Raw genomic sequence first — 20,761 nt, 5'->3', positions numbered from 1 at the left:
TTCAGAGTGCACACAACCATTCTCATCACACTCTGACGTCAGGCGGAAAACACAATGAAAAGCCAGTCACAGATGATTTTTTTGCTTTTTATCGGCTATGTCGTGGTCTACATCGATAAAACCGTAATGGGTTTTGCCCTGCTGCCGATCGAAAAAGAGTTCGGGCTTACCACCGCGCAGCTGGGCTATATCACCGGGATCTTCTTTCTCGCCTACTCTCTCTTTCAGGTGCCTGCTGGCTGGCTAAACGACCGAATCGGCTACAAAACCATGCTGATCCTTTCTCTGTGTGCACTGGGGATCTTCGCCCTCTGCTTTGGCGCGCTGGGTATGAGCGTTGGCCTGCTGCTGGTGTTTCGCTTTCTCTCCGGCGTGGGGCATTCCGGCTATCCCTGCTCCTGCGCGAAAGCGGTGGTCAGCAATTTTACGCTGGAAAAACGCACCTTCGCCCAGTCGGTCCTGCTCTCCTCCGCCGGGCTGGCGATGACTGTCGGGCCGATTGTGGCCGTCTCGGCGCTGGAACACCTGGGCTGGCACGCCTCCTTTGTGGCATTAGGGATCGTTGCCTGCGCCATCGCCCTGTTGATCGCCTTGCGCGTGCCGTATCAGAAACCCGCGCCACGCCAGGCCGCGCATGGGCAACGCGAGGCGCTGTGGCGTAACCCCACGGTGCTGCTGCTGTTTTTCTCGGTGTTTTGCATCAATATCCCAAGCTATGGCCTGTTGGCCTGGCTGCCTAAGTTCTTTGTCCAGAGCATGGGCATGCCGATTGAGGTGTCCGGTTATATCGTGGCGGCTGGCGGCGCGGGGATCTGGCTTTCGTCGTTGTGCACCGGCTGGCTGGTCGGAAAATACTTCCACCACCGCGAGCCACAGGTGATTTTGATCTGCGCACTGGTGAGCGCTGCTGCCATTCTCGGCATCTTCCACACCGCCACGGCGGTGAGTGCCAGCATCCTGCTGTTTGTGGGGGAGATCTTCCTGATGGCCACCTTTGTGACCGCATTTACCCTGCCAATGAAACGCCTGCCGGAGAACATCATGGGCGCGGCCATCGGGCTGATAAACACCGGAGGGACGCTGGGGGGCTTCGTTTCACCTGTTGTTATTGGCTATCTCGTTGGAAAAAGCCACAGTTATGAAAGCGCATTTATTTTCTTGTCACTGGCAATGGTGTGCGCGGGCGTGGCGATAGTGCCATTGATAAAAAAACCTGCGCCCTCACTGCCGGTGACTGACTGAAGGAGACTGTCATGAAAAGTAGCACTGAAAACCTTATCCGCGACGTTCACGACGAGGTGATCCGCTGGCGCAGGCATATTCATGCCAACCCGGATCTCTCATTTCAGGAAAAGCCGACCGCAGATTTTATCGCCCGTGAACTGGCGAATCTGCCGGAGCTGACAATTAGCCGCCCGCTGGAGAACAGCGTGGTGGCGGTATTACAGGGTGAAAAACCCGGCCCGATGTGGGCACTGCGTGCTGATATCGACGCCCTGCCGCTGCAGGAAGAGAGCGGTGAAGCATTCAGCTCAACCAAACCCGGCGTAATGCACGCCTGCGGTCACGATGCCCACACCGCCATGCTGATGGGCGCGGCGAAAGTGCTTTGCCACCTGCGCAGCCAGCTGTGCGGCAGCATCAAGTTTATCTTCCAGCCTGCCGAAGAAGTGCCGCCGGGCGGCGCGCGCGAACTGGTGGAGAAAGGTGTGGTTGACGATGTCGAGAAGATCTTCGGTCTGCACGTTTTCCCGACCAGTCCTACCGGTAACATTACGCTGAAAGAAGGGGTCTATGTCGCCTCCAGCGATAATTTTGATATCACAATTTTCGGCCGGGGCGGACATGGCTCAATGCCGCAGTTCTGCATCGACCCGGTGGTAATCGGCGCTGAAGTTGTCACCGCGCTGCAAAACGTAGTGGCGCGTAATCTCGACCCGATTAACGCCCCGGTGCTGACCATCGCGACCTTCCAGGCCGGTGACAGCTATAACGTGATTCCGGACAGCGCCCGCCTGGCCGGAACGGTGCGTACTCATAATCAGCAGGTACGCGAGCAGGTACCGCAGCTGGTGCAGCGTATTGTCGAGGGCGTCGTCAGTGCCCACGGCGCGCGCTGTGAGATCCGCTGGCAGCAGGGTTACGCCGTTGGCAACAACCATGCCGACACCAATGCCATCGCCAAAGCGGCGATTGCAGCGCACTTCGAAGAAGGAACGTTGCAGCTTGCCGATCGGGCCCTGTTCGGCAGCGAGGATTTCTCCTCGTATCAGGAGAAAGTCCCGGGAACGTTTCTGTTCATCGGCTGCGGCAACGAGGAAAAAGGCGCGGTCTGGAACGTCCACAATCCACACTTTCGCATCGACGAGGCCGCGCTGGCAGTGGGGGTGAAAACGCACGTTGCGCTGGTGAGCCCGCTGTTTGAGGAGATTTGACCCCTCCCATCCTGACATTGCCCGGCGGCGCGTCGCCTGCGCAGGCCGGCGCAATGGTTGGTAAATCCGTCAATCAGTTCTATAGTCGTCACAGTTTCTTAGTAACCAGGACTGACTGATGCGCTTTAACGGACTGACCAAAGGTTTCTTTATCTTTATTCTCGCCCTCGTGACGTGGGCGTTTTTCGACGTGCTATCGCCCTACTTCTCCGCCATTCTGTGGGCCGCCATTCTGACCGTTATCTTTAACCCGGTAAAAAACAAGCTGCGCGCCGCGCTGGGAGATCGCAACGGGCTGGCCTCGCTGCTGACCATCGGCATTATCTGCCTGATTGTCTTTATCCCGTTGATGGTGATCTTCTCCTCGCTCGCCATAGAGCTGAACGTGGTGTACACCAAACTGCAGGAGAACAACACCCAGTTCCCGGAGGTGGTGGCGAGCATCTTTAACCATCTGCCGGACTGGGCCAGCGGTTTCCTCGCGGATCACAACCTGACCAACGCCGCGCAGATCCAGAAAAAACTCTCCGATGTCGCTCTGCAGGGCGGGCAGTATCTGGCGGGCAGCGCGTTTCTGATCGGCAAAGGGACGTTCGGCTTTGCCATTAGCTTCGGCATCATGCTGTATCTGCTGTTCTTCCTGCTGAAAGACGGGCCGTTCCTGGTGCGCCAGATCCTCGACTCCCTGCCTCTGTCCGATTTCGCCAAGCAGCACCTGTTCGCCAAGTTTGTCGGCGTCTCGCGGGCGACGGTAAAAGGCACGGCGGTTGTCGCGGTGGTTCAGGGCACGCTCGGCGGGATTGCGTTTGCCATTGCCGGTATCGACGGCAGCATCCTCTGGGGAGCGCTGATGGCCTTCCTCTCCCTGGTGCCTGCGGTGGGGTCGGCGATTGTCTGGGTTCCGGCTGCCATTTTCCTCTTCGCGACGCATCAGATCTGGCAGGGGCTGTTCATTGTCGGCTTCTTCGTGATTATCGTCGGGCTGGTGGACAATATCCTGCGCCCGCTGCTGGTAGGCAAAGACACCAAAATGCCGGACTACCTGATCCTGATCTCAACGCTTGGCGGCATGGAGCTGTACGGCATTAACGGCTTCGTGATTGGCCCGCTGATTGCCGCGCTGTTTATCGCCTGCTGGAACCTCTTCTCCGGTCGCGATCATGCGGGTAACGCCGAAGAGCTGGATGCCGCGTTTATTGAAGAAGGGAAAAATCCTCCAGATTTATAAACCGCTGACGATAACCTTCCCAACAGGCGGCGCTGTGCCGCCTTTTTTTTCGCCTTAAATCAAACGTTTTCTATAATTTGAAAGAACGCCATCCTTCTTTGGTCGTAAAAGGATCACCAGGTGCGAATCGCGACGATAACAAACTGGGCCTACGGTGCCACGGTCTGCCTGACCCTCGCTTCCGGCATCATCATGCTGATGGCGTCCAATGCTGACACCCTTGAGCGTCAGGCCGTTGAACAGCGGCAGAAATTTGATGCGCTCACGGAAGATATCGAAACCGATATCTGGGCGCAGTCTGATTTAGCCCGCCTGTACGTAATTAAAAAAGACCCGCAGATCCTCAGGGAATACAACCAGTCAGAGAACAAGCTGAAGAGTACCGAACTCCGGCTGGAAAAACTGCAGGATGTCGGCGCGTCAGATGATGAGCTGTCTCTGCTGCATGAAGGGATAAAAATCGTCGATGAACTACAGGACGAACAGCAGGCCGCCCTCACCCACACGGCGCAGGGAGAAGATGCGCAGGCCATCGCCCTGCTCTACGGTGCGCCCTATGAACAGGAGCTGGAACGCGCCCAGAATCAGATCGATCACTTCCGCCAGATACTCGACAAGCGGGTGATCGCTTCCGTTCAGGAGGCAACCAAAAAATCGAAAACGCTGCGGACAGTCTCTGAAATGATGGTTGGCCTGACCGCCCTGCTGTTCCTGTTTGTGCTTGGTTTTATCTTAAAACGGCGCGTACTGCGCCCGGTGGTACGCCTGAGCGATGTGGTGCATCGCCTGGCGTCGCAGGACTATGCCGTAGAAACACCCAATTTCAACCAGATCGATGAGATTGGCGATATGGCGCAGGCGATTCGTATCTTTCGTGAAAATGGCCTTGCGCGGCAACGTCTGGAAAAAGAGCGCGACGCCGACTGGGCCATCCGCGAGCTGCTGGCGCGCATGACCCAGCGGCTGCAGGGGTGTGAGAACTTTGCGGACGTGATTAACGTAGCGGAGCTGTTCGCCCCCAATATCGCGCCGGGAATTGCCGGGCGGCTCTATATCCTCGACCGCGATCCGTGGCAGATGCGCTGCGTCGCACAGTGGCTTTCGCCGCCAGGAGAGGATACGCCTTTTCATCCCGATGAGTGCTGGGCGGTCAGACGTGGGCAGAGCCATCCTCCGGTGAATGGCGAGCCGGATATCGCCTGCTACCATCTGCCGGCGTCGCACACGCATACGTCGCTCTGCGTTCCTATGATTGCCCAGGGCGAAGCCATTGGGTTGCTCTCCTTCCAGAACATCACTGCGGAAAATGCCCCTTCCCGCGCCTATCTGGAGCTGATGGCTGAAGCGCTCGGTCTGGCGCTGGCCAACCAACGTCTGCGCGATGCCCTGCTGGAAAAAGCCCTCTTCGATCCGCTCACCGGCTTGCGTAACCGCCATCATCTGGAAGATACCCTGCGCACCCAAATGGCGCAGGCGGTGCGCAATGAAGAGCCGGTAAGCTGCCTGATGATCGACATCGACCACTTCAAAAGCATCAATGACCGCTTTGGTCATGAAGCGGGCGATCAGGTCATCAAAAGCGTGGCCACCATCATACAACGCGCCGTACACGACAGCGGGCTGGCATTCCGCTATGGCGGCGAAGAGTTTCTGGTGTTGCTTTCCGGCGTCGATGAAGAGGCGGCGCAGGCGTGCGCCAAAGAGATTTATAACGGCGTGCATGAACTGTCGCTGCGCTATGGGCTTTCAGAGATTGGCCCTGTGGATGTGTCGATTGGCGTCGCCAGCTATCCGCAGCACGCTCAGAGCGATAACCTGCTGCGCGCTGCCGACGTGGCCTTATACCGGGCGAAAGAGCTGGGCCGTTCGCGTATTGTGAGCTTTGGGATGCTGGAGGCGGGCTGACGGTGATTTTCGCGCCCTGAGCTTCACCGATTCAGGCGCGCGTGATCCGCCCAGAGCACCACAATCCCCAGCGGATTACTCCGCTTTTCCACGTACAGGGTAGAGTTGGAATAGACGTTACCCTTCGGGTTACAGATGCGGATCTCTTTTTTTAACTCCGGCTCGTAGACTTCTGCCCCCGAGCAGCTGTGGCGGGTACTGGATTCATACCGGTAAGGTTTGCTCCATGAGGAATAGTCTCCCTCCAGTAGCCAGGCCGTTGTAAAAATCGCGAACATGGCAACCGGCAGGCTGCAAATGAAGAAGCCAAGGTATAGTTTTATCGCGCCAGCAACACGCTTGCCTTTGAGTCGTCCCTTTCTGATAAAAATAACCATCGGCACCAGCGCCAGCAGCAACGCCCCTCCGGCCAGATACTGCTCCCCGCGGATCGTAAGGTATGTCACGCGATAAACGTTAACTGACCAGACCACAAAACCAGATAGCAGGGCTATACCGCCCGCGATGAGTGGGAGCCAAAAGGTATAAGTCTCTTTTTTCATGGTGGACATATCCTTGTCATTTTTGGGTGGTGAGAAGATCAATCATCGCCCGGGTGGCCGCCGACTGGCGTCGATGTGGCGCGAAGAGCACGGAGAACGGCCGCGACCGTCCACGCAGGTGTGGCAGCACCTCAACTAACTGACCGCGCTGTATCCTGTCGCGGACGATAAATTCATAGCTCTGGCAGATCCCCATCCCCTGTTCCGCCAGCGAAACCACGCCGAGTACATCGTCTGAGATTTCGATAGTTGAACCCGGCAGCCAGTCAATATCACGTTCCTCATCACGAAACACCCAGGGGGCAATGCGCCCGGTACGCGGCATGATAAAGGGCAGACAGGTGTGACGATGCAACTCCTCCAGCGTCTGCGGGCTCCCCATGCGGTGCAGGTAATCAGGCGATGCGACCAGCAGCAGCGCCGCGTCCTCCAGCTTGCGTGCGACTAACCCACTGTCGGGCAACTGACCGAGGCGAATCGCCAGATCGAATCCCTCCGCAATCAGATCCACGTTGCGATTGGTGATGTTCAGCTCCACCTTTACGCGTGGATAGTGTTGGGCAAAGCGCGCCAGCAGCGGCGGCAGACGGTAGTGCCCATAGGTGGTTGGAACGCTCATTCGCACGCGACCGGTCAGATCGCCTTCCTGGCCCCGCCCCTCGCGTTCGGCGTCATCAAGCAGTGCAAACGCAGACCGCGCCTGCTCCAGATAAACGCGTCCGGCCTCCGTCAGCCCCACGCGGCGGGTCGTTCGCTGTAATAACTGCCGTCCAAGCCGCGCTTCCAGGCGGGAAACCGCGCGACTCAGGACAGAGGGTGTGGTGGAAAGGACAACCGCTGCGGCCGTAAAAGAGCCGTGTTCAACGACAGTAATGAAGACTTCAACGTCTCCGAGATAATCGAATTTGCGGCTCATTTTGCTCTTTCAGGAACAAATGTTTTTCAATCTGGCTAATTTATCCCCTCCGGAGTGATGAGTAAAGTGAGCTGCATTCATCACCAGAGGGTAAACACTATGGATCTTCAACTCACCGGTAAGACCGCGCTGGTTACGGGCGCAACCGCAGGCATTGGTTTGGCCATCGCCCGCACGCTCGCTCAAGAAGGGGTTGCCGTCACCCTTACCGGACGCGACCCGGCAAAGCTGCAAAAAGCCGCGGCCACCATCACCGACGCGACGCCTGACGCACAGGTCTCCACCGTTGTCGTTGACCTCGGTACCATGAATGGAGCAGAAACCCTGTTCGCCGCCTGCCCTGATACCGATATTCTGATTAATAACCTGGGGTTCTACGAAGCCAAAGCCTTCGCGGATATTAACGACGAAGACTGGCTGCGCATGTTCAACACCAATGTGATGTCCGGCGTCCGCCTCTCACGCCACTACTTCCCGCGCATGCTGGAACGGAACTGGGGACGGGTGATTTTTATATCCAGCGAAGTGGGTGCCTTTACGCCGCCAGACATGGTGCATTACGGCGTCAGCAAATCAGCGCAGCTTGCTGTTTCGCGCGGTATGGCCGAACTGACCCGGGGAACCGGCGTGACGGTTAACAGCGTGCTGCCGTCGGCGACGCGCTCGGACGGCATTATTGAGTACCTACGCCAGACCGCGCCTGCACCGGATATGACCGATCGGGAGATCGAAGCGCATTTCTTCCAGACCTACCGCCCCAGCTCGTTGATCGCAAGAATGATTGAGGCAGACGAGATCGCAGCGATGGTCGCTCTGTTAGCCAGCCCACTGGGCGCGGCATCCAACGGGGCGGCTGTACGCGTTGAGGGCGGCACGTTCCGTTCCATCCTTTAATGCTGAACTCACCGGAGCCTTTTCATGTTCATTCGCACCCGTAGTCTGTCCGCCATTGCGCTGGCAGCGCTGATCGCTTTCCCGAGTCTCGCCAGTGCGGCGACGCTCCAGCCCCTTGAACGCTGGCGCAGCTATGCTGGCGTGAGCTGGGATACCCCGCAGAATGGGCAAACGCCGACGCGCTTTTCCGGCTCGGTTAACGCGCCCATTGCCGGTATCCATTTTGATGCAAAGGGCCGGGCCTTTGTCAGTACTCCCCGGCTGGTTTCAGCCGCCGCCCCCGCCACGCTGAGCATTCTGGATACGACTGTTCAGTCCGGCCCTGCCCGCCTGACGGCGTTTCCGTCACGCGAGGGGAACGCGGTAAACACCGATCCCGCGCAGAACCTGCGCAACGTGCTTGGCTTTTATATTGATCGTCAAAACAGCTGGCTATGGGCGCTGGACATGGGGTTTGTCGCAGGCGAAGCGGAGTCGCCCGTGGGCTCGCAGAAACTGGTCGTGCTGGATCTCAACACAGGCCGCACCCTTAAACGTATCGCCCTGGATGGCGTGGCGGACCGCAAAGCCAGCTTCCTGAACGATGTGGTTGTCGATGAGAAACGCCGCGTCGCCTATATCTCCGACAGCGGCTCGCGGAGCGCACCGGAAAACCGCGTGGGCCTTATCGTCGTTGATTTCGCCACCGGCACGGCGCGACGCGTGCTCGACCGTCACCCTGCGCTACAGATTGAGCCGGGCGTCAACGTGGTTTCACACGGTGCGGAAGTCTGGCCGGGTAAACCCTTATTGATTGGCATCAACGGTATTGCGCTCTCCCCGGATGCGGACACGCTGTACTGGACGGTCACAACGGGAACCCATGCCTGGGCAGTGCCCACGGCATTGCTGAGGCAGGCAGGATCAACCGATGCGCAGATTGCCGCCAGTATCCAGGATCTTGGCGTGGTGGGCGGTAACACCGACGGTCTTGTAACCGATGCAAAGGGCAACCTTTATATCACGGATGTCACCCGCAACGGCATTGTCCGGTTTGATCCGAAGCACCACGCTATGTCGCTTATCGCCGCCAGCGAAGACGTTTACTGGCCAGACACACCGGCAATCCGTCCGGACGGGGATTTGATCTTTACCTCGAGTCGCCTCAATGACCATTTCGCGGGAGCCGTTAAACCCGGAGAGGAACGCTATGATTTGTGGCGTTTGCCTCTCGGTGCGTCACATAATACGGGCGAATAATAAAATACCCGTGGCTGGATAATCGCGAACGATTATTGATGCGGGTCAAAGGAATGTGGCTGATTGACTAAAGAACAAGGTCAGGGAGTCGATATTTATCTGGATAGTTGTCAGCCTGTGTCTGCAGGCTGGCAACTCTGCCGGGCAAGATAAACGGCCCTTTTCGGCTCAGGAACATCCACGCAGCCACCTAAATAAAATTATCTCATGGAGAGAAAATGAAAGTTCGTCTTCTAGCGATTGTATCTGCATCCTTAATTCTTGCGGGCTGTGCTGGCTCGGTAAAACCCGACACCGTGAAAGCGGCAAATGGCAGCGCAATTGATATTTATAGCGTATCAGCACTGCCGGAACTGAATGACAACCGTATCGCCGACAACACATTGCGCGAAGTGACCCCGACTCATGCTGCAGCCGGTATGGGGCTTGCCGTTCTCGGCGCGTTAACCGGTAACATTAACTCCGGTGACTTTGATAAAGAGAACTATAAAGGGACAGCGATCGAAACCCTGCAAAACCCGACGAACAGCTGGTTTGTTCCTAAAGCGAAACAAAATATCAGCAAGTGGCTGAACGAAAAAGGCAATGGCCACGTTTACAAGCAGCCGCTCTATATTGGTAAAGCAACCTGGGCGCTGATCTATAAAGACGCCACCGCGACCACGCCTCTCTATCAGCTGAAATATAAAGTCCTCTTCTATAAGCGCCCGGAAAGCGGAAATATGTTCTCTGCATTTACGGTAGCGGAATGCGCCCCTACGCCAGTTGAAGCGCCACTGAGCGAGTGGAGTGCAAATAATTACCAAAAAGTGACCAGCCAAACTGAAAGCTACATGAAAAGCTGCCTGCTTGAGCTGGACAACCAGCTGCCGCGTTTGCTGAAGCTGTGATGTGATGTGCTGTACGGCCCGCTTCGTGCGGGCTTGTATCGTAGTACGCTCATCCTGAAATACCATGAGGTTTCAGGATGAGAAAGATTAATACCATTAGCCTGACAACCCAGGCAATTAAAGGTGCCAAGAGTGGGCATACTTTTAATCAGTTGCAACGTGACAAAAAACGTTGTGAGACACCTACCGGCCTTTCATGATTTTATGCGCTTTCCATGCAAGGCTAATAGGTATGAGATACCAAACCGCAATAACGCCAAAAACTGCAACAGGTAAGTAATATAACAAAAGAGAGGATGCATAGAAGACGGGAAGGAAAATCAGCGGTGTTAGAATAAGAACCAGACAAATAACCCCGCCAGAAAAACGCTTGCTTAGATCATCCACTAATGTTGAAAGCGTTTCGTTGGCATTTTCATCTCTGCTCAGTACGCCTTTCAGACGAGATAATTGCTTATTAGTGAAACCACTATCTTGCAGGTCCTTTTCTGTCAGTTCACTGGCCACATGCCCGCCTTGTTCATGATTATTATGCTTATAAAGAATAACTTGAAGGTGAGCCTTTTTAAACAGCATCGTAACTCTCTGGCTAGCGTTTGTGCATTACGTTCTCGCGGCCTGACAGATTCATTGCCCGGTGTCATGCCTGCCGGGAATACAACATTCTGGCGCCGCGCCTCCCCTTCGTGATCACACTTTTTATCCCTGGCTATTCACTTACCAAAAAGCGGTGTTATCATTCGCCTCGTAAATACCTTTCAACTCTACCCGAGGCTTTGATGCTGGAGAATGTAATCATCTGATAATCAGCACCCCGACCTTTCAGGCCGGACTGATTATCAATGCGCCGAAATCGAATGCGGACACCGCTGTGTGTTTGCACGTTTTGCACATGATGATTAAACAGGTTTTCCAGTATGAATTTATCCCGTCAGGAACAACGTACCTTACACGTTCTCGCTAAAGGTGGACGTATTGTGCACGTCCGCGATGCATCTGGCCGCGTCACTTCCGTTGAATGCTACAGCCGGGAAGGGCTTCTGCTCACCGACTGCACACTCGCCGTCTTTAAAAAACTCAAAACCAAAAAGCTGATCAAATCCGTCAACGGTCAGCCCTACCGCATCAATACCACCGGGCTGAACAACGTTCGCGCCCAGTCTGATAATCGATAAGGAGAGGATTATGGATATCCCACGTATTTTTACTATCAGCGAAAGTGAACACCGCATTCACAACCCCTTCACGCCTGAAAAGTACGCCACGCTGGGCCGCGTGTTACGCATGAAGCAAGGCGCGCGCATTCTCGATCTCGGCAGCGGCTCGGGAGAGATGCTGTGTACCTGGGCACGTGACTATGGCATTACCGGTACCGGCATCGACATGAGCCCGCTCTTCACCGCTCAGGCAAAGCTGCGCGCAGAAGAGCTTGGCGTCAGTGAACGCGTTCATTTTATTCATAACGACGCGGCGGGCTATGTCGCGGATGAAAAATGCGACGTGGCGGCCTGCGTAGGGGCCACCTGGATTGCGGGCGGCGTCGCCGGGACGATCGAACTGCTGGCAAAGAGCCTTAAGCCAGGCGGACTGGTGCTTATCGGCGAACCGTACTGGCGTCAGGTACCTGCAACGGAAGAGATTGCCCAGGCCTGTGGCGTTTCATCGGTGGCCGATTTCCTCACCCTGCCCGACCTTGTCGCCTCTTTCGATGAACAGGGCTATGACCTGGTCGAAATGGTACTGGCAGACCAGGAAGGCTGGGATCGGTATGAAGCGGCTAAATGGCTGACCATGCGCCGCTGGCTGGAGGAGAACCCTGACGATAACTTTGCGCATGAGGTTCGGGCAGAGCTGACGAATGCGCCTAAACGCCATGTGACATATACGCGGGAGTATTTTGGCTGGGGCGTGTTTGCGTTAATCGCACGATAAAAAGGAGCAGGCGATATAACCCAGAGGTTATATCGCCTTTTTGCAGGGTGCGCACAATATTATGCCTGTCGTATTTAATTATCGTTAATTGTTCCCTTTATTCATCATCGTAATTACACGTGATTATTCTTTTACTGGCGTGAGATGAATACCAGGGGATCGTCTATTGAGAAAAACCGATGAGGCGAATATATTGCCCGTAAAACAGCCAGGCACATTAATGAAGGAAGCATGATGGATATTGCGCTGCTTAACAGGGGATGGAACAGAACCTGGTCAGATACGATGGTGAATCTGGAAGCCCGAAAGGTCATCGAAACTGCAAATCGACTGTCAGCTTACTATTTACAAGATGGTCTAACACGTATCAAGTTTGTTGAGGAAATAAAACAGGTCGTAGAAAAAGAGTTCGCGACAGCACGGCGGGCGAAAGCCGATGAAGAATGCATTGAGTGCATCCAAAATCTGCGTGCTGAAAAAGAGAATCTTCTTGAGCAAGAGCGCTTGTTAAGGACCAGGTCCGCTCAGCTTTATGCGAAAGTCGAGTTCGTCAGAGAAAATAACAAGATAGTCGGATATGTTATTTCAGCTGTGAATGTTGTGCTTTCAGGGATGGTTTTCTTTGGTGGTTTTATGATGTTATCCACTATGGGGCCAATTGGTATGCTGGCTGGGGCAGTCCTGATTGCCGATGGTATGAACGGATTAACGAAAGAAGTGCTCAACTTTGATCAGCCAGCAGGACATAAACCCTCGCAAGGTATCATTGCTGACTCCGCGATGCATACCGCCCAATTTATGGGATTTAATCCTAACACGGGCCTGGCTCTCTATAATGGTGTTTCTCTTGTAGCCAGTGTGTACAGCATTGTAGGACTCGCTCGAAAAACTGGAGCCTGGAGATTATTCCGCTGGCTTACACACGATTACTATCGCAAAGTCAGCACAATGAGCACTCCTACGCTAACAATGAAGATTGTCGGTTATGGTGTTAAAGCAAAAGTGATTTTCGACCTGGTGACAACAGAAAATGGAACCAGTTAATCCTTGATAGCTTTTCGGTAACGCCAGGATTTATAGGAAATTACCGGCGGCTGTGCAAAGGACATAATGGCAACCCCAAAGATCATCGCCAGCCCCCATGCAATTACTCTATCAGGTGAGCTGAAGACAATAAGTAGTAATAGGATAAAGGTACAAACAGCCACCACTCCCGCCAAGGTGACAAATCGTCTGGCGAGGTCATTTATGGCCTCTCCAAGCGTTCCTCCATATTTTTCAATATTGCTTTTTATCTTCTGCAATTCGGGCTGCGTAAACCCTGAACGTAACAAAGCCTCATCAGTCACTTTCATATCGTCTCGTCCCTTATCTCCCAGAAGTGTTTTCTCATCCGCTGATTGTGAAAATAATCATACTGACGAACTTTACAGCAATCCACATGATGTTTGTGCAATGTATTAGATTTCAGACAATAGAAGCCATAAAGCCCCGTTAGTGTTACAAGCAACAAGCGGAGCGTAGCGGCTGCATCAGTGTTCAGAAGGATCACTCCTTATCAGGGTGATCGTGTACCTTTCGGAGCGTGAGCGAAGCGCTGGCAGAGCCTGCGTATCGTGTGCAGGTACGTTTACCTGTTTGCGTGGCTCACAGGCCACACATCGAGCTTAAATACGTGTGATCAATCTGTTTCGGGATGGTTTAGAGACGTTGGCGACGTCATCAGCTTCGAGTTGATAGCGGTTCGTGGGGAGTGTTCACGCTTTCTACCTGTTCGAGCTTTTCAACTACAGGCCGCTAGGTACAAACATACCTGAATAGCCACTGTTAACCATAGCGGCAATTGTTGGTCACAGAATCCCTTAAAAAAAACCGTAACTTGAGAGCAAAAATCGTCTTAAACTGTTGTTTTTAATGGTTTTGTTGTGTGAGTGCCGATAATAGGAACCATACTAACCATTCAAGAAATTGATATTTATAATTTTTTTCTTTATTGACTTATGAGATACCCCCATAGATACCCCCAAACTAATTTCTCTAACCCAAGTTAATACCTAAAAGGAATCCAACTAGTTCTTGTATTCACAAAGAAGCACATTGTAATAAATTACAGTTGAATGTTCATTTGCCACTAACATTCTGATAATAGTTGCAAGCAAAGCTATAACGTTATTTAAGAGTTGACAATTTTGTATCACATCCCTCATACAAGATTCCAAATGCTTGTAATTACTTAATTAAGTTATAGTGATCTATCACTTTTTCTAACCGTTCCAGTAGACTAGTAAATCTCGAAAAATCAATATCATTTTTATGTGCATTGACTATGTGCGTTGCAAATGCCTCCTTGCTCAAATCATTGCTTGGATCACGATCAGCAACTGTATTAAAACATTTACCTTTATGTTGCTTAAGTCGATCAACATTGCTAAAGAAATACTCTATGTCAGTTTCAGGACACCCTTCAACTTGAGGTGTGAGCACTAGATATAAATTGCAAAAAATATGAACAAAATCGGATTGACGAATATCTGCAACACCCGCTGGAAAAATCTGTATACCCTCAACTCCATTCACGTAATTGATCAGATTCTTAGGCCCAGAGTCATTATCTACGAATATAATAACCGGATTAGACGGTTTAGGGGCTTTGTAATCATGAAAGTAATGTCTGTAATGTATAACAAAGTCCTTAAGGTAATCAGTGCCACCAAAAAGCTCTAACAAATATTTGGTACGTTCATTGTACTCGACGAACTGCGTTAATAACTTATACGGTGCTAGGGCGGTTTTTTCAATTGCTAATTTAGGGAATAACGCTGCTAATTTGTGAATGGCTGCTTTCAAATACACATTATCAGTTTTACCTTCTGTGAGAATAGTCGGTTTTTTATTACCATAGAACATACGATAAAACAGAAATTTACTAAATGTTTTTTCTCTCGAAGTATGTAAGTAACGTCTGCTTTTGGCATGACCATTTTTGAGAGCATCTTTTTTCAAATGATACTTCGGATTCAGCTTCTCGCTTTGTCGAAGCCGATTATAATGATCAACTTGGTCGATGAAATTTAACTTCCCTTCCAACCTATTTATATTGCCAACTACTTCAACACCATCGACAATCTCTTTAAACTGACCAGTTCTGAAGAGATGATTGCATTGAGCACGCACAAGACGCCAATACTCTTTCTTAGTGTTAGGTTTTTTATTTACGACTAACCCCGTCACTTCCTGCCGTGAATCTTTATATTGATTTCTAGTTTTAGTTTCATTAATTGAAAATCCTGAGCGCTTAATCTCACTTTTAATTACCTTACCGGCTACAAATGTATGATTATCGGATTTTGCTATTGACGAGGGTAAACTATCCTTCCTTGTGGAAAAGGTTATATCGTCTGCATACCTTGAATACGTACATGAATATTTTGATGCAACAGCAGCCAATTTAATGTCTAAAGCATGTGTTATCAAATTAGAAATAACTGGGGAACAAGGGCTACCCTGTGGTAGTTCATTATTATAACATGCAATCTTTGCAATCACTGTAGCTATTTCTGGCTCGAGTAAGAAATTCTTGTTTTTTATGAAAAAACCTCTTACTCTTCCGAAATTAAAACTACCGAAAAAGTTTTCTAAATCTATATTGAAAACGTGTTTCTTACCTAAATGCATCATTGCATTAGTTATTATAGAACGTTTCCTTTCAAAGCCATGCGACAATGAAGGCTGTTTAATTTCCGAACCAGAGCATTTTAATTTTAAAATTATGGAGTTTTTTGCTTTTTGCCTTGCTATCTCTGAGTTTGGAAATTTATCAATAATAATTTCATCTAAGCAATCTAGCAATAATTCAGAAAGAGATGCCTGTATATTTTTTAACATACCAGAGGGGGCACTAATAATTCTATTGCCACCATTTTTCTTTGGTATCTCGAATTGAACGTATTGAGTCTCGGGCTTAGTTTTATATAAGCAATAGGTTAATGCTGAAGGCTTAACGCCTAAAAGCTTAGCCAAATCCGGCTTTGTTTTTGCAGCTTTTAATAAATCCAATTTTTTCATGATATGTCACCATTGAAAATGGTTTATGGGCACTCTTACGCAAACTTGACAAGAATTCAAGAAACGCCAGGACAATGAGTTCCTGAAAGGCAATCCTATCGGACATTTTTTTCACTGATCGCGAAACGCGACCCAAAATCTGCCCATAAACCGTCTTTAACTTACCAAAATTTGAACAAGTTGCAATTTCTAATTTTATTCCAAACCCTATCAAAAATAGTAGCGTGATTAATATCGCATTATCTTAAATTAATTTTGCATTTTACGTTGAATAACCGATGTCAGTTTGAAGCAACTGTAACTTAGAGCGCGTTCTGCCAAAAATCCCCACTGGCGCTGACGGTGGGTGACAACTTTTGACAACTCAATCTGAACGCCAGCGTCCGGGCAAACCAGAACAGCGATCTGAAAGATGCTCGAGGATGGTTGCAAAGGGGGAGTGCTTAACACCTCCCCTTCACGAGTTCGTGTACCTGAAGTTTTCTGAAGCGGTAGCGGTTGACACTTTCCCCCTAGTTTTCCCTAGTAAGGCATAACAAACCATAACAGGCTGACACCTGCCCTGCTTCGCATCAGGATTAACAAAAGCTAACAGCCAAGGCTCAACAAATCTCAACGCCAGCCCTTTACACTTCTGCTGTAGCTGCTGTTCGTAGGCGTCAGGATCCGTTAGGTTGGGTTGACACTTTTCCCAGTTTCTCGCGAAAAAGTGTCAAGTTTGAGGGGCTGGGGGGTTTACAGTTTTTCGCCGTCCAGCAGGCAGAGTGACATTAAACCAGTTTTGTTCCAGTCATCCAGCGTATCGGGGTGCATTGTGGCAACGTAAGCCAACTCAGAACGAAGAAACCGTAAAGCGCCTGCTGCACGGTCTTTGCCATAGAAGCTGTGGGTTTCTTCATCCAGCCGGAAGAGAATCAGCAGTTGCTCTTCGGGCTCGTGCTGAACATCAAAACCCAGCTCAGCGGCTGCGGCCTCTATCCTCTGGCCAGCATCAATATCAGCCGGCAGCTTTTTCCCGCTGTCATGCCCCCATACCCATGCGGCGGCCTGCGCCCACGTCATTTCAGTCTGGTGTTCACCAGCACCAGCAGAATTTTGTTTAGCCTGCGATGCGTCAACATCCACTTTATCGCCTGAAATTACAATTTCACCGCGGGCTATCCAGCCGTAAACAGTTTGCCGGCTGACGCCCATATGCCTGGCGTAGGCTGATTTACTTAACAGCATCCTGTGTTTCCCTCCGGGCAGAAAAAAGCCGCCCTCAGGCGGCCTGCTTCTCTTCTGAATGTGTCTGCCGCTGGCTGCCTTTGAGCATCGCGCTGACATGTTCGCTTAACTGATCAAGGCCGGTCATGCGGGGGAGAACTTCTGATGGATCGTCGTTCTTCCCGTAAACGAGATTGTTATACCAGGTTCGGACAGCTGTAATTTGTGCGACGTCTTTCCTTACCGCGTCGACCAGCTCGGCAACCGCGCTAATCACCTGCCCGTTCTCTGATGCGATACGGGAGAAGCCGAGACGTTTTAGCTGTTCCGTATCGAGTCCCGAACACACTGCGTGCGCCCTCAGTAAGGCGTCCGCCAGATCCGGATGCTTTCCACTGTGCATCGACAGCAGCATTTTTTCCTGACTGCGGCGATCCAGTCGGGCGAATGCCTGGCGCATTTCACTGTCACGCATGAATCCCTGAACATCATCAGATGCCAGTGGATTAACCGGAGCGAGCTTATTCTTCAGGTAATCGAGAATGTTTGCGGCCTGCTCGCTTACAGCTGCCACCCCGCGGGTAAAGTCTTTGAGCGTGTCCGGGTTCCGGGCTTCACCTGCCCTGCGGTTTTTTGCCTGTTCGTTCAGATCCGGATCGTTGCGGATAACGTCCAGCAAATCCGCCTCAGCTTCGGCCTGCTGCGCCGTTGTCCTCAGGCTGGTGAGTTCGCCCGCCATACCACGGAATAAAGCGGCCATCTGAGTATTTGGCGCAACAACCTTACCGGCATAACCCGCCAGCTCGATACTGTGTTTCCCTATTTTGATTGAGTAGCTCACTGGCCAGCCTCCATTTTTGACAGCCCTGCATCAAATACCTTGCGTGCAACAGCATGGATTGACGGCGCGATCCCCATGCCCGACTTCTGGCGCTCCCTCTCCTGGATGGTTTTCAGAGCCTGAATCTGCTCCCCGTTCAGCAGAACGGGCTTAACGTTAACCTTGCTCATAATGCCCCCTGTTATAGCGACTGTTAAAGTTCCATTAATCGCAACAATCAATTTATTAGTTGCGATTTATGAAACGATATTAATGAAATAGCAGGGGTCCACAACGTGAAAAGAGTGGATGCGTTTTAAAGATTTTGCCCTCAAGGTGTTCATGGTGTTCATAAAGGCGATAAATTACATACAAAACAATAAATTAACCTATGAACACCGGTCTACATACAGGGTTTACAAGTGTTCATGGTGTTCATATTTCTGTTTATTTAATGAGCACAGAGTTAAAGTGACCTATGAACACTATGAATACCCTATGAATACCTTACACAAAGGTGTTCATAGTCAATCTTATTGATTTATTTGAACTTTACCAAATCAATGAACACTATGAACACCTTTCGCCATATTTAGCTAAACATTCATCTTTTTTCCTCAGGTAACGGGTGCGCCTGCGGCAGCCAGTCCTCCGCACTCTCTGAAAGTTCGACGTTCGTCACCACGCCGCGGGTCTTTCTCTCCTTGCGGTACTCGTGATTAAACTCCCGCATGGCGCTTTCCATTCCCTCAGAGAATTTATTCAGCGTCAGCGGCTTCTCGAAACCGTTCGCCTCAAGAAACGTCAGATAAGCGTGATAGAGGTAAATGCGGGGGCGATGAGGCGGATTACGATTGCCCACCAGCATTCCCACGCAATCAGCCAGGTGCTCCAGATGCGCACAGAAGGCGTACAGGGGATCCGTTTTCTGCTTCACCTCCAACGCTTCTTCGCTGTTCCGTTGCTCCAGCAGCAGCGCCCGCGCTTTTTCCGGGTTCGCAAAGTTCGCCAGCAGCCGGCGAACAATCACCGGAATTTCAGCGGATATCTTTTCTGCCAGTTCGGGATCCTTATCCTCTTCGCTGACGCGCCGGTTAAACTGGAAAATTACGCGGCGCCGGGAAACGCCGCCGGCACGCTCGGTGAAAATCATCGGCGTGTTGTTCGTGGCCACAACCACCGCCCGCAGAACGGCGGTGTACTGGTGCTCGTGTTTCGGGTCTATCTCCACGGCATCCCCGCCGGTTAACGCTTTTATCCCGGTGCCCTCTCCTGAATATTTGGGCTGGTCAGGAAGCGTTATCATGCTCTTGCCGACGAACTGCGCCCGCCCGCGCGCGCTGTCGAGCGCCGCCATGTTCCCGCTGGCGGTGTTATGCACGCCGGCCAGCATCGTCGCGATATGGGTGAAGACGCTTTTCCCGCTGCCGCCCTCCCCGGTTATCTCGAGGAACAGTTGCCAGTCGTACCGGTTCGCCAGCACCATAAAGAGCGCTGCAGCGATGCGCTGCATCTTAATTGCGTCTCTATCTGATGCGTAACTTAGCCACTTATGGAAGTTCGGCGCGTGGTCGCGGAGGTTTTCGCCCGGCACCGCCGGCGTATAGGTCACGCCGTTATGGTTGGTCAGCCAGTTATTCTGGCTGTGTTCGGAGAAAACGCCGGTTTCCATATCGTAGACGCCATTAGCAAAGGGGATCAGGCTGCGCCGCGGCTCCCCCATTACCGGGATAACGATTTTCAGGGCGTCGATAACGTTGTTGATCGCGCGCTTGCTGAAGTTGGTTTTGTTCTCGTTGTAGATAGCCACCATTTCGCGGCTCAGCTCGAGCAGTGACGTTTTCTCCCAGATGCCGGCGCGGTAGACGTACACACCTTCGCTGTTTTCGTTGATTGCAATGCCGGTGTAACGCGCCGCCAGTATGAGCGCCTTTTCGTTATCAGCCAGGTCGCGGAGGTTTACATCCGTCAGCGGTTTGCCGATCACCATGCTTTTGCCGGCTTCAGCATCGGCTTTGAGGCGAGGCAGCTGCGGCGTCCAGTCCTCCAGCAGCTGATAACCTTCAGAGTAGAATTGCGCGCGCTCCACGCCGGCCACCGCCAGCTTTGTGGCGAGAATGGTTATCTGCCGTTCGGTCAGATGCCCGCCGCGGCAAACCCGGGCATAGAGCCGGCCATCATCCACAATGCGGATATTCTCCAGCTCTGCCAGCTGCTTTTTATCCAGCACAACCGGCGGCACCGTGTCGCCAATCGGGTTCATTTCCTGCCATGCTTTGGCGAACGTCCAGGCATCAGCGCCGGCAAAGATGATTGACTCCTCCATGAGATCCGCCGGCTGCTTTTTAAGGTTTGGTGCATTCTTCATTTTCTGTTCCCTCGCTCCCTGATGATTTCCCGCATGACACGAATTCGCTCGATGCCCTGTACCCGCATAATCCGATCGATATCTTTTTCGCCGGTGACCGGCGCCGAAGAAACAAATTCAAATTCCCGCACCAGTCTTTCTGGCGTGCAAAAACACGGTGAGCTGTACCCCTCGCGGCAATATGTCACTCTGTCGAATCGGTAACTTTCGATAATTACGATGTTGCCCCGACTGTCCTTCCATTTATCGCCCGGCCTGATTTCAGGGTGAGCGCGGCCACCAGCAGCTAAGCCGGAATTTTTAATCGTCATATTTTTTACC

At 52.0% G+C, this 20,761-nt stretch carries 20 protein-coding genes; 10 read left to right on the top strand and 10 right to left on the bottom strand.

Annotated features, from left to right (window positions below; all coding sequences use genetic code 11):
* Positions 1-54 precede the first annotated feature (54 nt).
* The 4 genes from ACQG19_RS04925 (at position 55) to ACQG19_RS04910 (ending at position 5,568) form a co-directional block, all read left to right on the top strand.
* Positions 55-1,242: an MFS transporter gene (locus ACQG19_RS04925; protein ID WP_038418763.1), complete on the top strand. Its 1,188-nt coding sequence runs from the start codon at positions 55-57 to the stop codon at positions 1,240-1,242.
* Between the two features lie 11 nt (positions 1,243-1,253).
* A complete protein-coding gene (locus tag ACQG19_RS04920; protein WP_029882448.1) occupies positions 1,254-2,435 on the top strand; it encodes an amidohydrolase in 1,182 nt (393 codons plus the stop codon).
* 118 nt (positions 2,436-2,553) lie between these two features.
* Positions 2,554-3,663 (top strand): AI-2E family transporter, encoded by a 1,110-nt coding sequence (locus ACQG19_RS04915; RefSeq protein ID WP_013095768.1) that lies wholly within the window; start codon positions 2,554-2,556, stop codon positions 3,661-3,663.
* Between the two features lie 120 nt (positions 3,664-3,783).
* Complete coding sequence (locus tag ACQG19_RS04910) at positions 3,784-5,568, top strand: diguanylate cyclase (RefSeq protein ID WP_058684255.1); 1,785 nt, start codon at positions 3,784-3,786, stop codon at positions 5,566-5,568.
* Positions 5,569-5,591: 23 nt separating this feature from the next.
* Here ACQG19_RS04910 and ACQG19_RS04905 read toward each other — a convergent pair whose 3' ends face one another.
* Entirely contained in the window at positions 5,592-6,110 is a 519-nt protein-coding gene (locus ACQG19_RS04905; RefSeq protein ID WP_426725825.1) for a hypothetical protein, read from the bottom strand.
* A 16-nt stretch (positions 6,111-6,126) separates the two neighbouring features.
* Entirely contained in the window at positions 6,127-7,026 is a 900-nt protein-coding gene (locus ACQG19_RS04900) for a LysR family transcriptional regulator (RefSeq protein WP_050860436.1), read from the bottom strand.
* A gap of 99 nt (positions 7,027-7,125) precedes the next feature.
* Between ACQG19_RS04900 and ACQG19_RS04895 the strand changes: the two genes are divergently transcribed.
* The 3 genes from ACQG19_RS04895 (at position 7,126) to ACQG19_RS04885 (ending at position 10,049) form a co-directional block, all read left to right on the top strand.
* Positions 7,126-7,920: an SDR family NAD(P)-dependent oxidoreductase gene (locus ACQG19_RS04895; RefSeq protein ID WP_057071505.1), complete on the top strand. Its 795-nt coding sequence runs from the start codon at positions 7,126-7,128 to the stop codon at positions 7,918-7,920.
* 24 nt (positions 7,921-7,944) lie between these two features.
* Entirely contained in the window at positions 7,945-9,159 is a 1,215-nt protein-coding gene (locus tag ACQG19_RS04890) for a major royal jelly family protein (protein ID WP_246932695.1), read from the top strand.
* Between the two features lie 218 nt (positions 9,160-9,377).
* Positions 9,378-10,049 (top strand): hypothetical protein, encoded by a 672-nt coding sequence (locus tag ACQG19_RS04885; RefSeq protein ID WP_058661767.1) that lies wholly within the window; start codon positions 9,378-9,380, stop codon positions 10,047-10,049.
* Between the two features lie 183 nt (positions 10,050-10,232).
* Here the strand turns inward: ACQG19_RS04885 and ACQG19_RS04880 are convergent, their stop codons facing one another.
* Positions 10,233-10,625: a hypothetical protein gene (locus ACQG19_RS04880; RefSeq protein WP_227440341.1), complete on the bottom strand. Its 393-nt coding sequence runs from the start codon at positions 10,623-10,625 to the stop codon at positions 10,233-10,235.
* A gap of 341 nt (positions 10,626-10,966) precedes the next feature.
* Between ACQG19_RS04880 and ACQG19_RS04875 the strand changes: the two genes are divergently transcribed.
* The 3 genes from ACQG19_RS04875 (at position 10,967) to ACQG19_RS04865 (ending at position 13,025) form a co-directional block, all read left to right on the top strand.
* A complete protein-coding gene (locus tag ACQG19_RS04875) occupies positions 10,967-11,224 on the top strand; it encodes a YjhX family toxin (RefSeq protein ID WP_058661769.1) in 258 nt (85 codons plus the stop codon).
* 10 nt (positions 11,225-11,234) lie between these two features.
* The gene (locus ACQG19_RS04870) at positions 11,235-11,981 is read left to right on the top strand and encodes an SAM-dependent methyltransferase (protein WP_058661770.1); all 747 of its coding nucleotides are present in this window, start codon (positions 11,235-11,237) and stop codon (positions 11,979-11,981) included.
* 234 nt (positions 11,982-12,215) lie between these two features.
* Positions 12,216-13,025, top strand: coding sequence for a DUF4225 domain-containing protein (locus ACQG19_RS04865; protein ID WP_058661772.1), 810 nt, complete (start codon positions 12,216-12,218; stop codon positions 13,023-13,025).
* Here the strand turns inward: ACQG19_RS04865 and ACQG19_RS04860 are convergent.
* The 7 genes from ACQG19_RS04860 to ACQG19_RS04830 all read right to left on the bottom strand — a co-directional run bounded on the left by ACQG19_RS04860 (position 13,022) and on the right by ACQG19_RS04830 (position 20,751).
* A complete protein-coding gene (locus ACQG19_RS04860) occupies positions 13,022-13,336 on the bottom strand; it encodes a hypothetical protein (RefSeq protein ID WP_047023471.1) in 315 nt (104 codons plus the stop codon). The two genes, ACQG19_RS04865 and ACQG19_RS04860, sit on opposite strands and share 4 nt — an antisense overlap.
* A gap of 874 nt (positions 13,337-14,210) precedes the next feature.
* The gene (locus tag ACQG19_RS04855; protein WP_061715902.1) at positions 14,211-16,046 is read right to left on the bottom strand and encodes a retron Ec67 family RNA-directed DNA polymerase/endonuclease; all 1,836 of its coding nucleotides are present in this window, start codon (positions 16,044-16,046) and stop codon (positions 14,211-14,213) included.
* 735 nt (positions 16,047-16,781) lie between these two features.
* Complete coding sequence (locus ACQG19_RS04850; RefSeq protein WP_073961610.1) at positions 16,782-17,273, bottom strand: helix-turn-helix domain-containing protein; 492 nt, start codon at positions 17,271-17,273, stop codon at positions 16,782-16,784.
* 34 nt (positions 17,274-17,307) lie between these two features.
* On the bottom strand, positions 17,308-18,093 hold the full coding sequence (locus tag ACQG19_RS04845; RefSeq protein WP_061715903.1) for a hypothetical protein: 786 nt from the start codon (positions 18,091-18,093) through the stop codon (positions 17,308-17,310).
* On the bottom strand, positions 18,090-18,263 hold the full coding sequence (locus ACQG19_RS04840; protein ID WP_014830800.1) for a hypothetical protein: 174 nt from the start codon (positions 18,261-18,263) through the stop codon (positions 18,090-18,092). Before ACQG19_RS04840 ends, ACQG19_RS04845 begins: the two co-directional genes overlap by 4 nt.
* Before the next feature lie 413 nt (positions 18,264-18,676).
* Positions 18,677-20,440 carry a DNA primase family protein gene (locus tag ACQG19_RS04835; RefSeq protein ID WP_426725824.1) on the bottom strand — a complete coding sequence of 588 codons (1,764 nt, stop codon included), beginning with the start codon at positions 20,438-20,440 and terminating at the stop codon, positions 18,677-18,679.
* On the bottom strand, positions 20,437-20,751 hold the full coding sequence (locus tag ACQG19_RS04830) for a DUF4222 domain-containing protein (RefSeq protein WP_061715905.1): 315 nt from the start codon (positions 20,749-20,751) through the stop codon (positions 20,437-20,439). Before ACQG19_RS04830 ends, ACQG19_RS04835 begins: the two co-directional genes overlap by 4 nt.
* Positions 20,752-20,761: the final 10 nt, after the last annotated feature.

The sequence above is a fragment of the Enterobacter cloacae complex sp. 277I4 genome (assembly GCF_050031465.1).
GTDB classification, from domain to species: domain Bacteria; phylum Pseudomonadota; class Gammaproteobacteria; order Enterobacterales; family Enterobacteriaceae; genus Enterobacter; species Enterobacter cloacae.
This window is presented reverse-complemented; position numbering and strand designations above follow the sequence as displayed.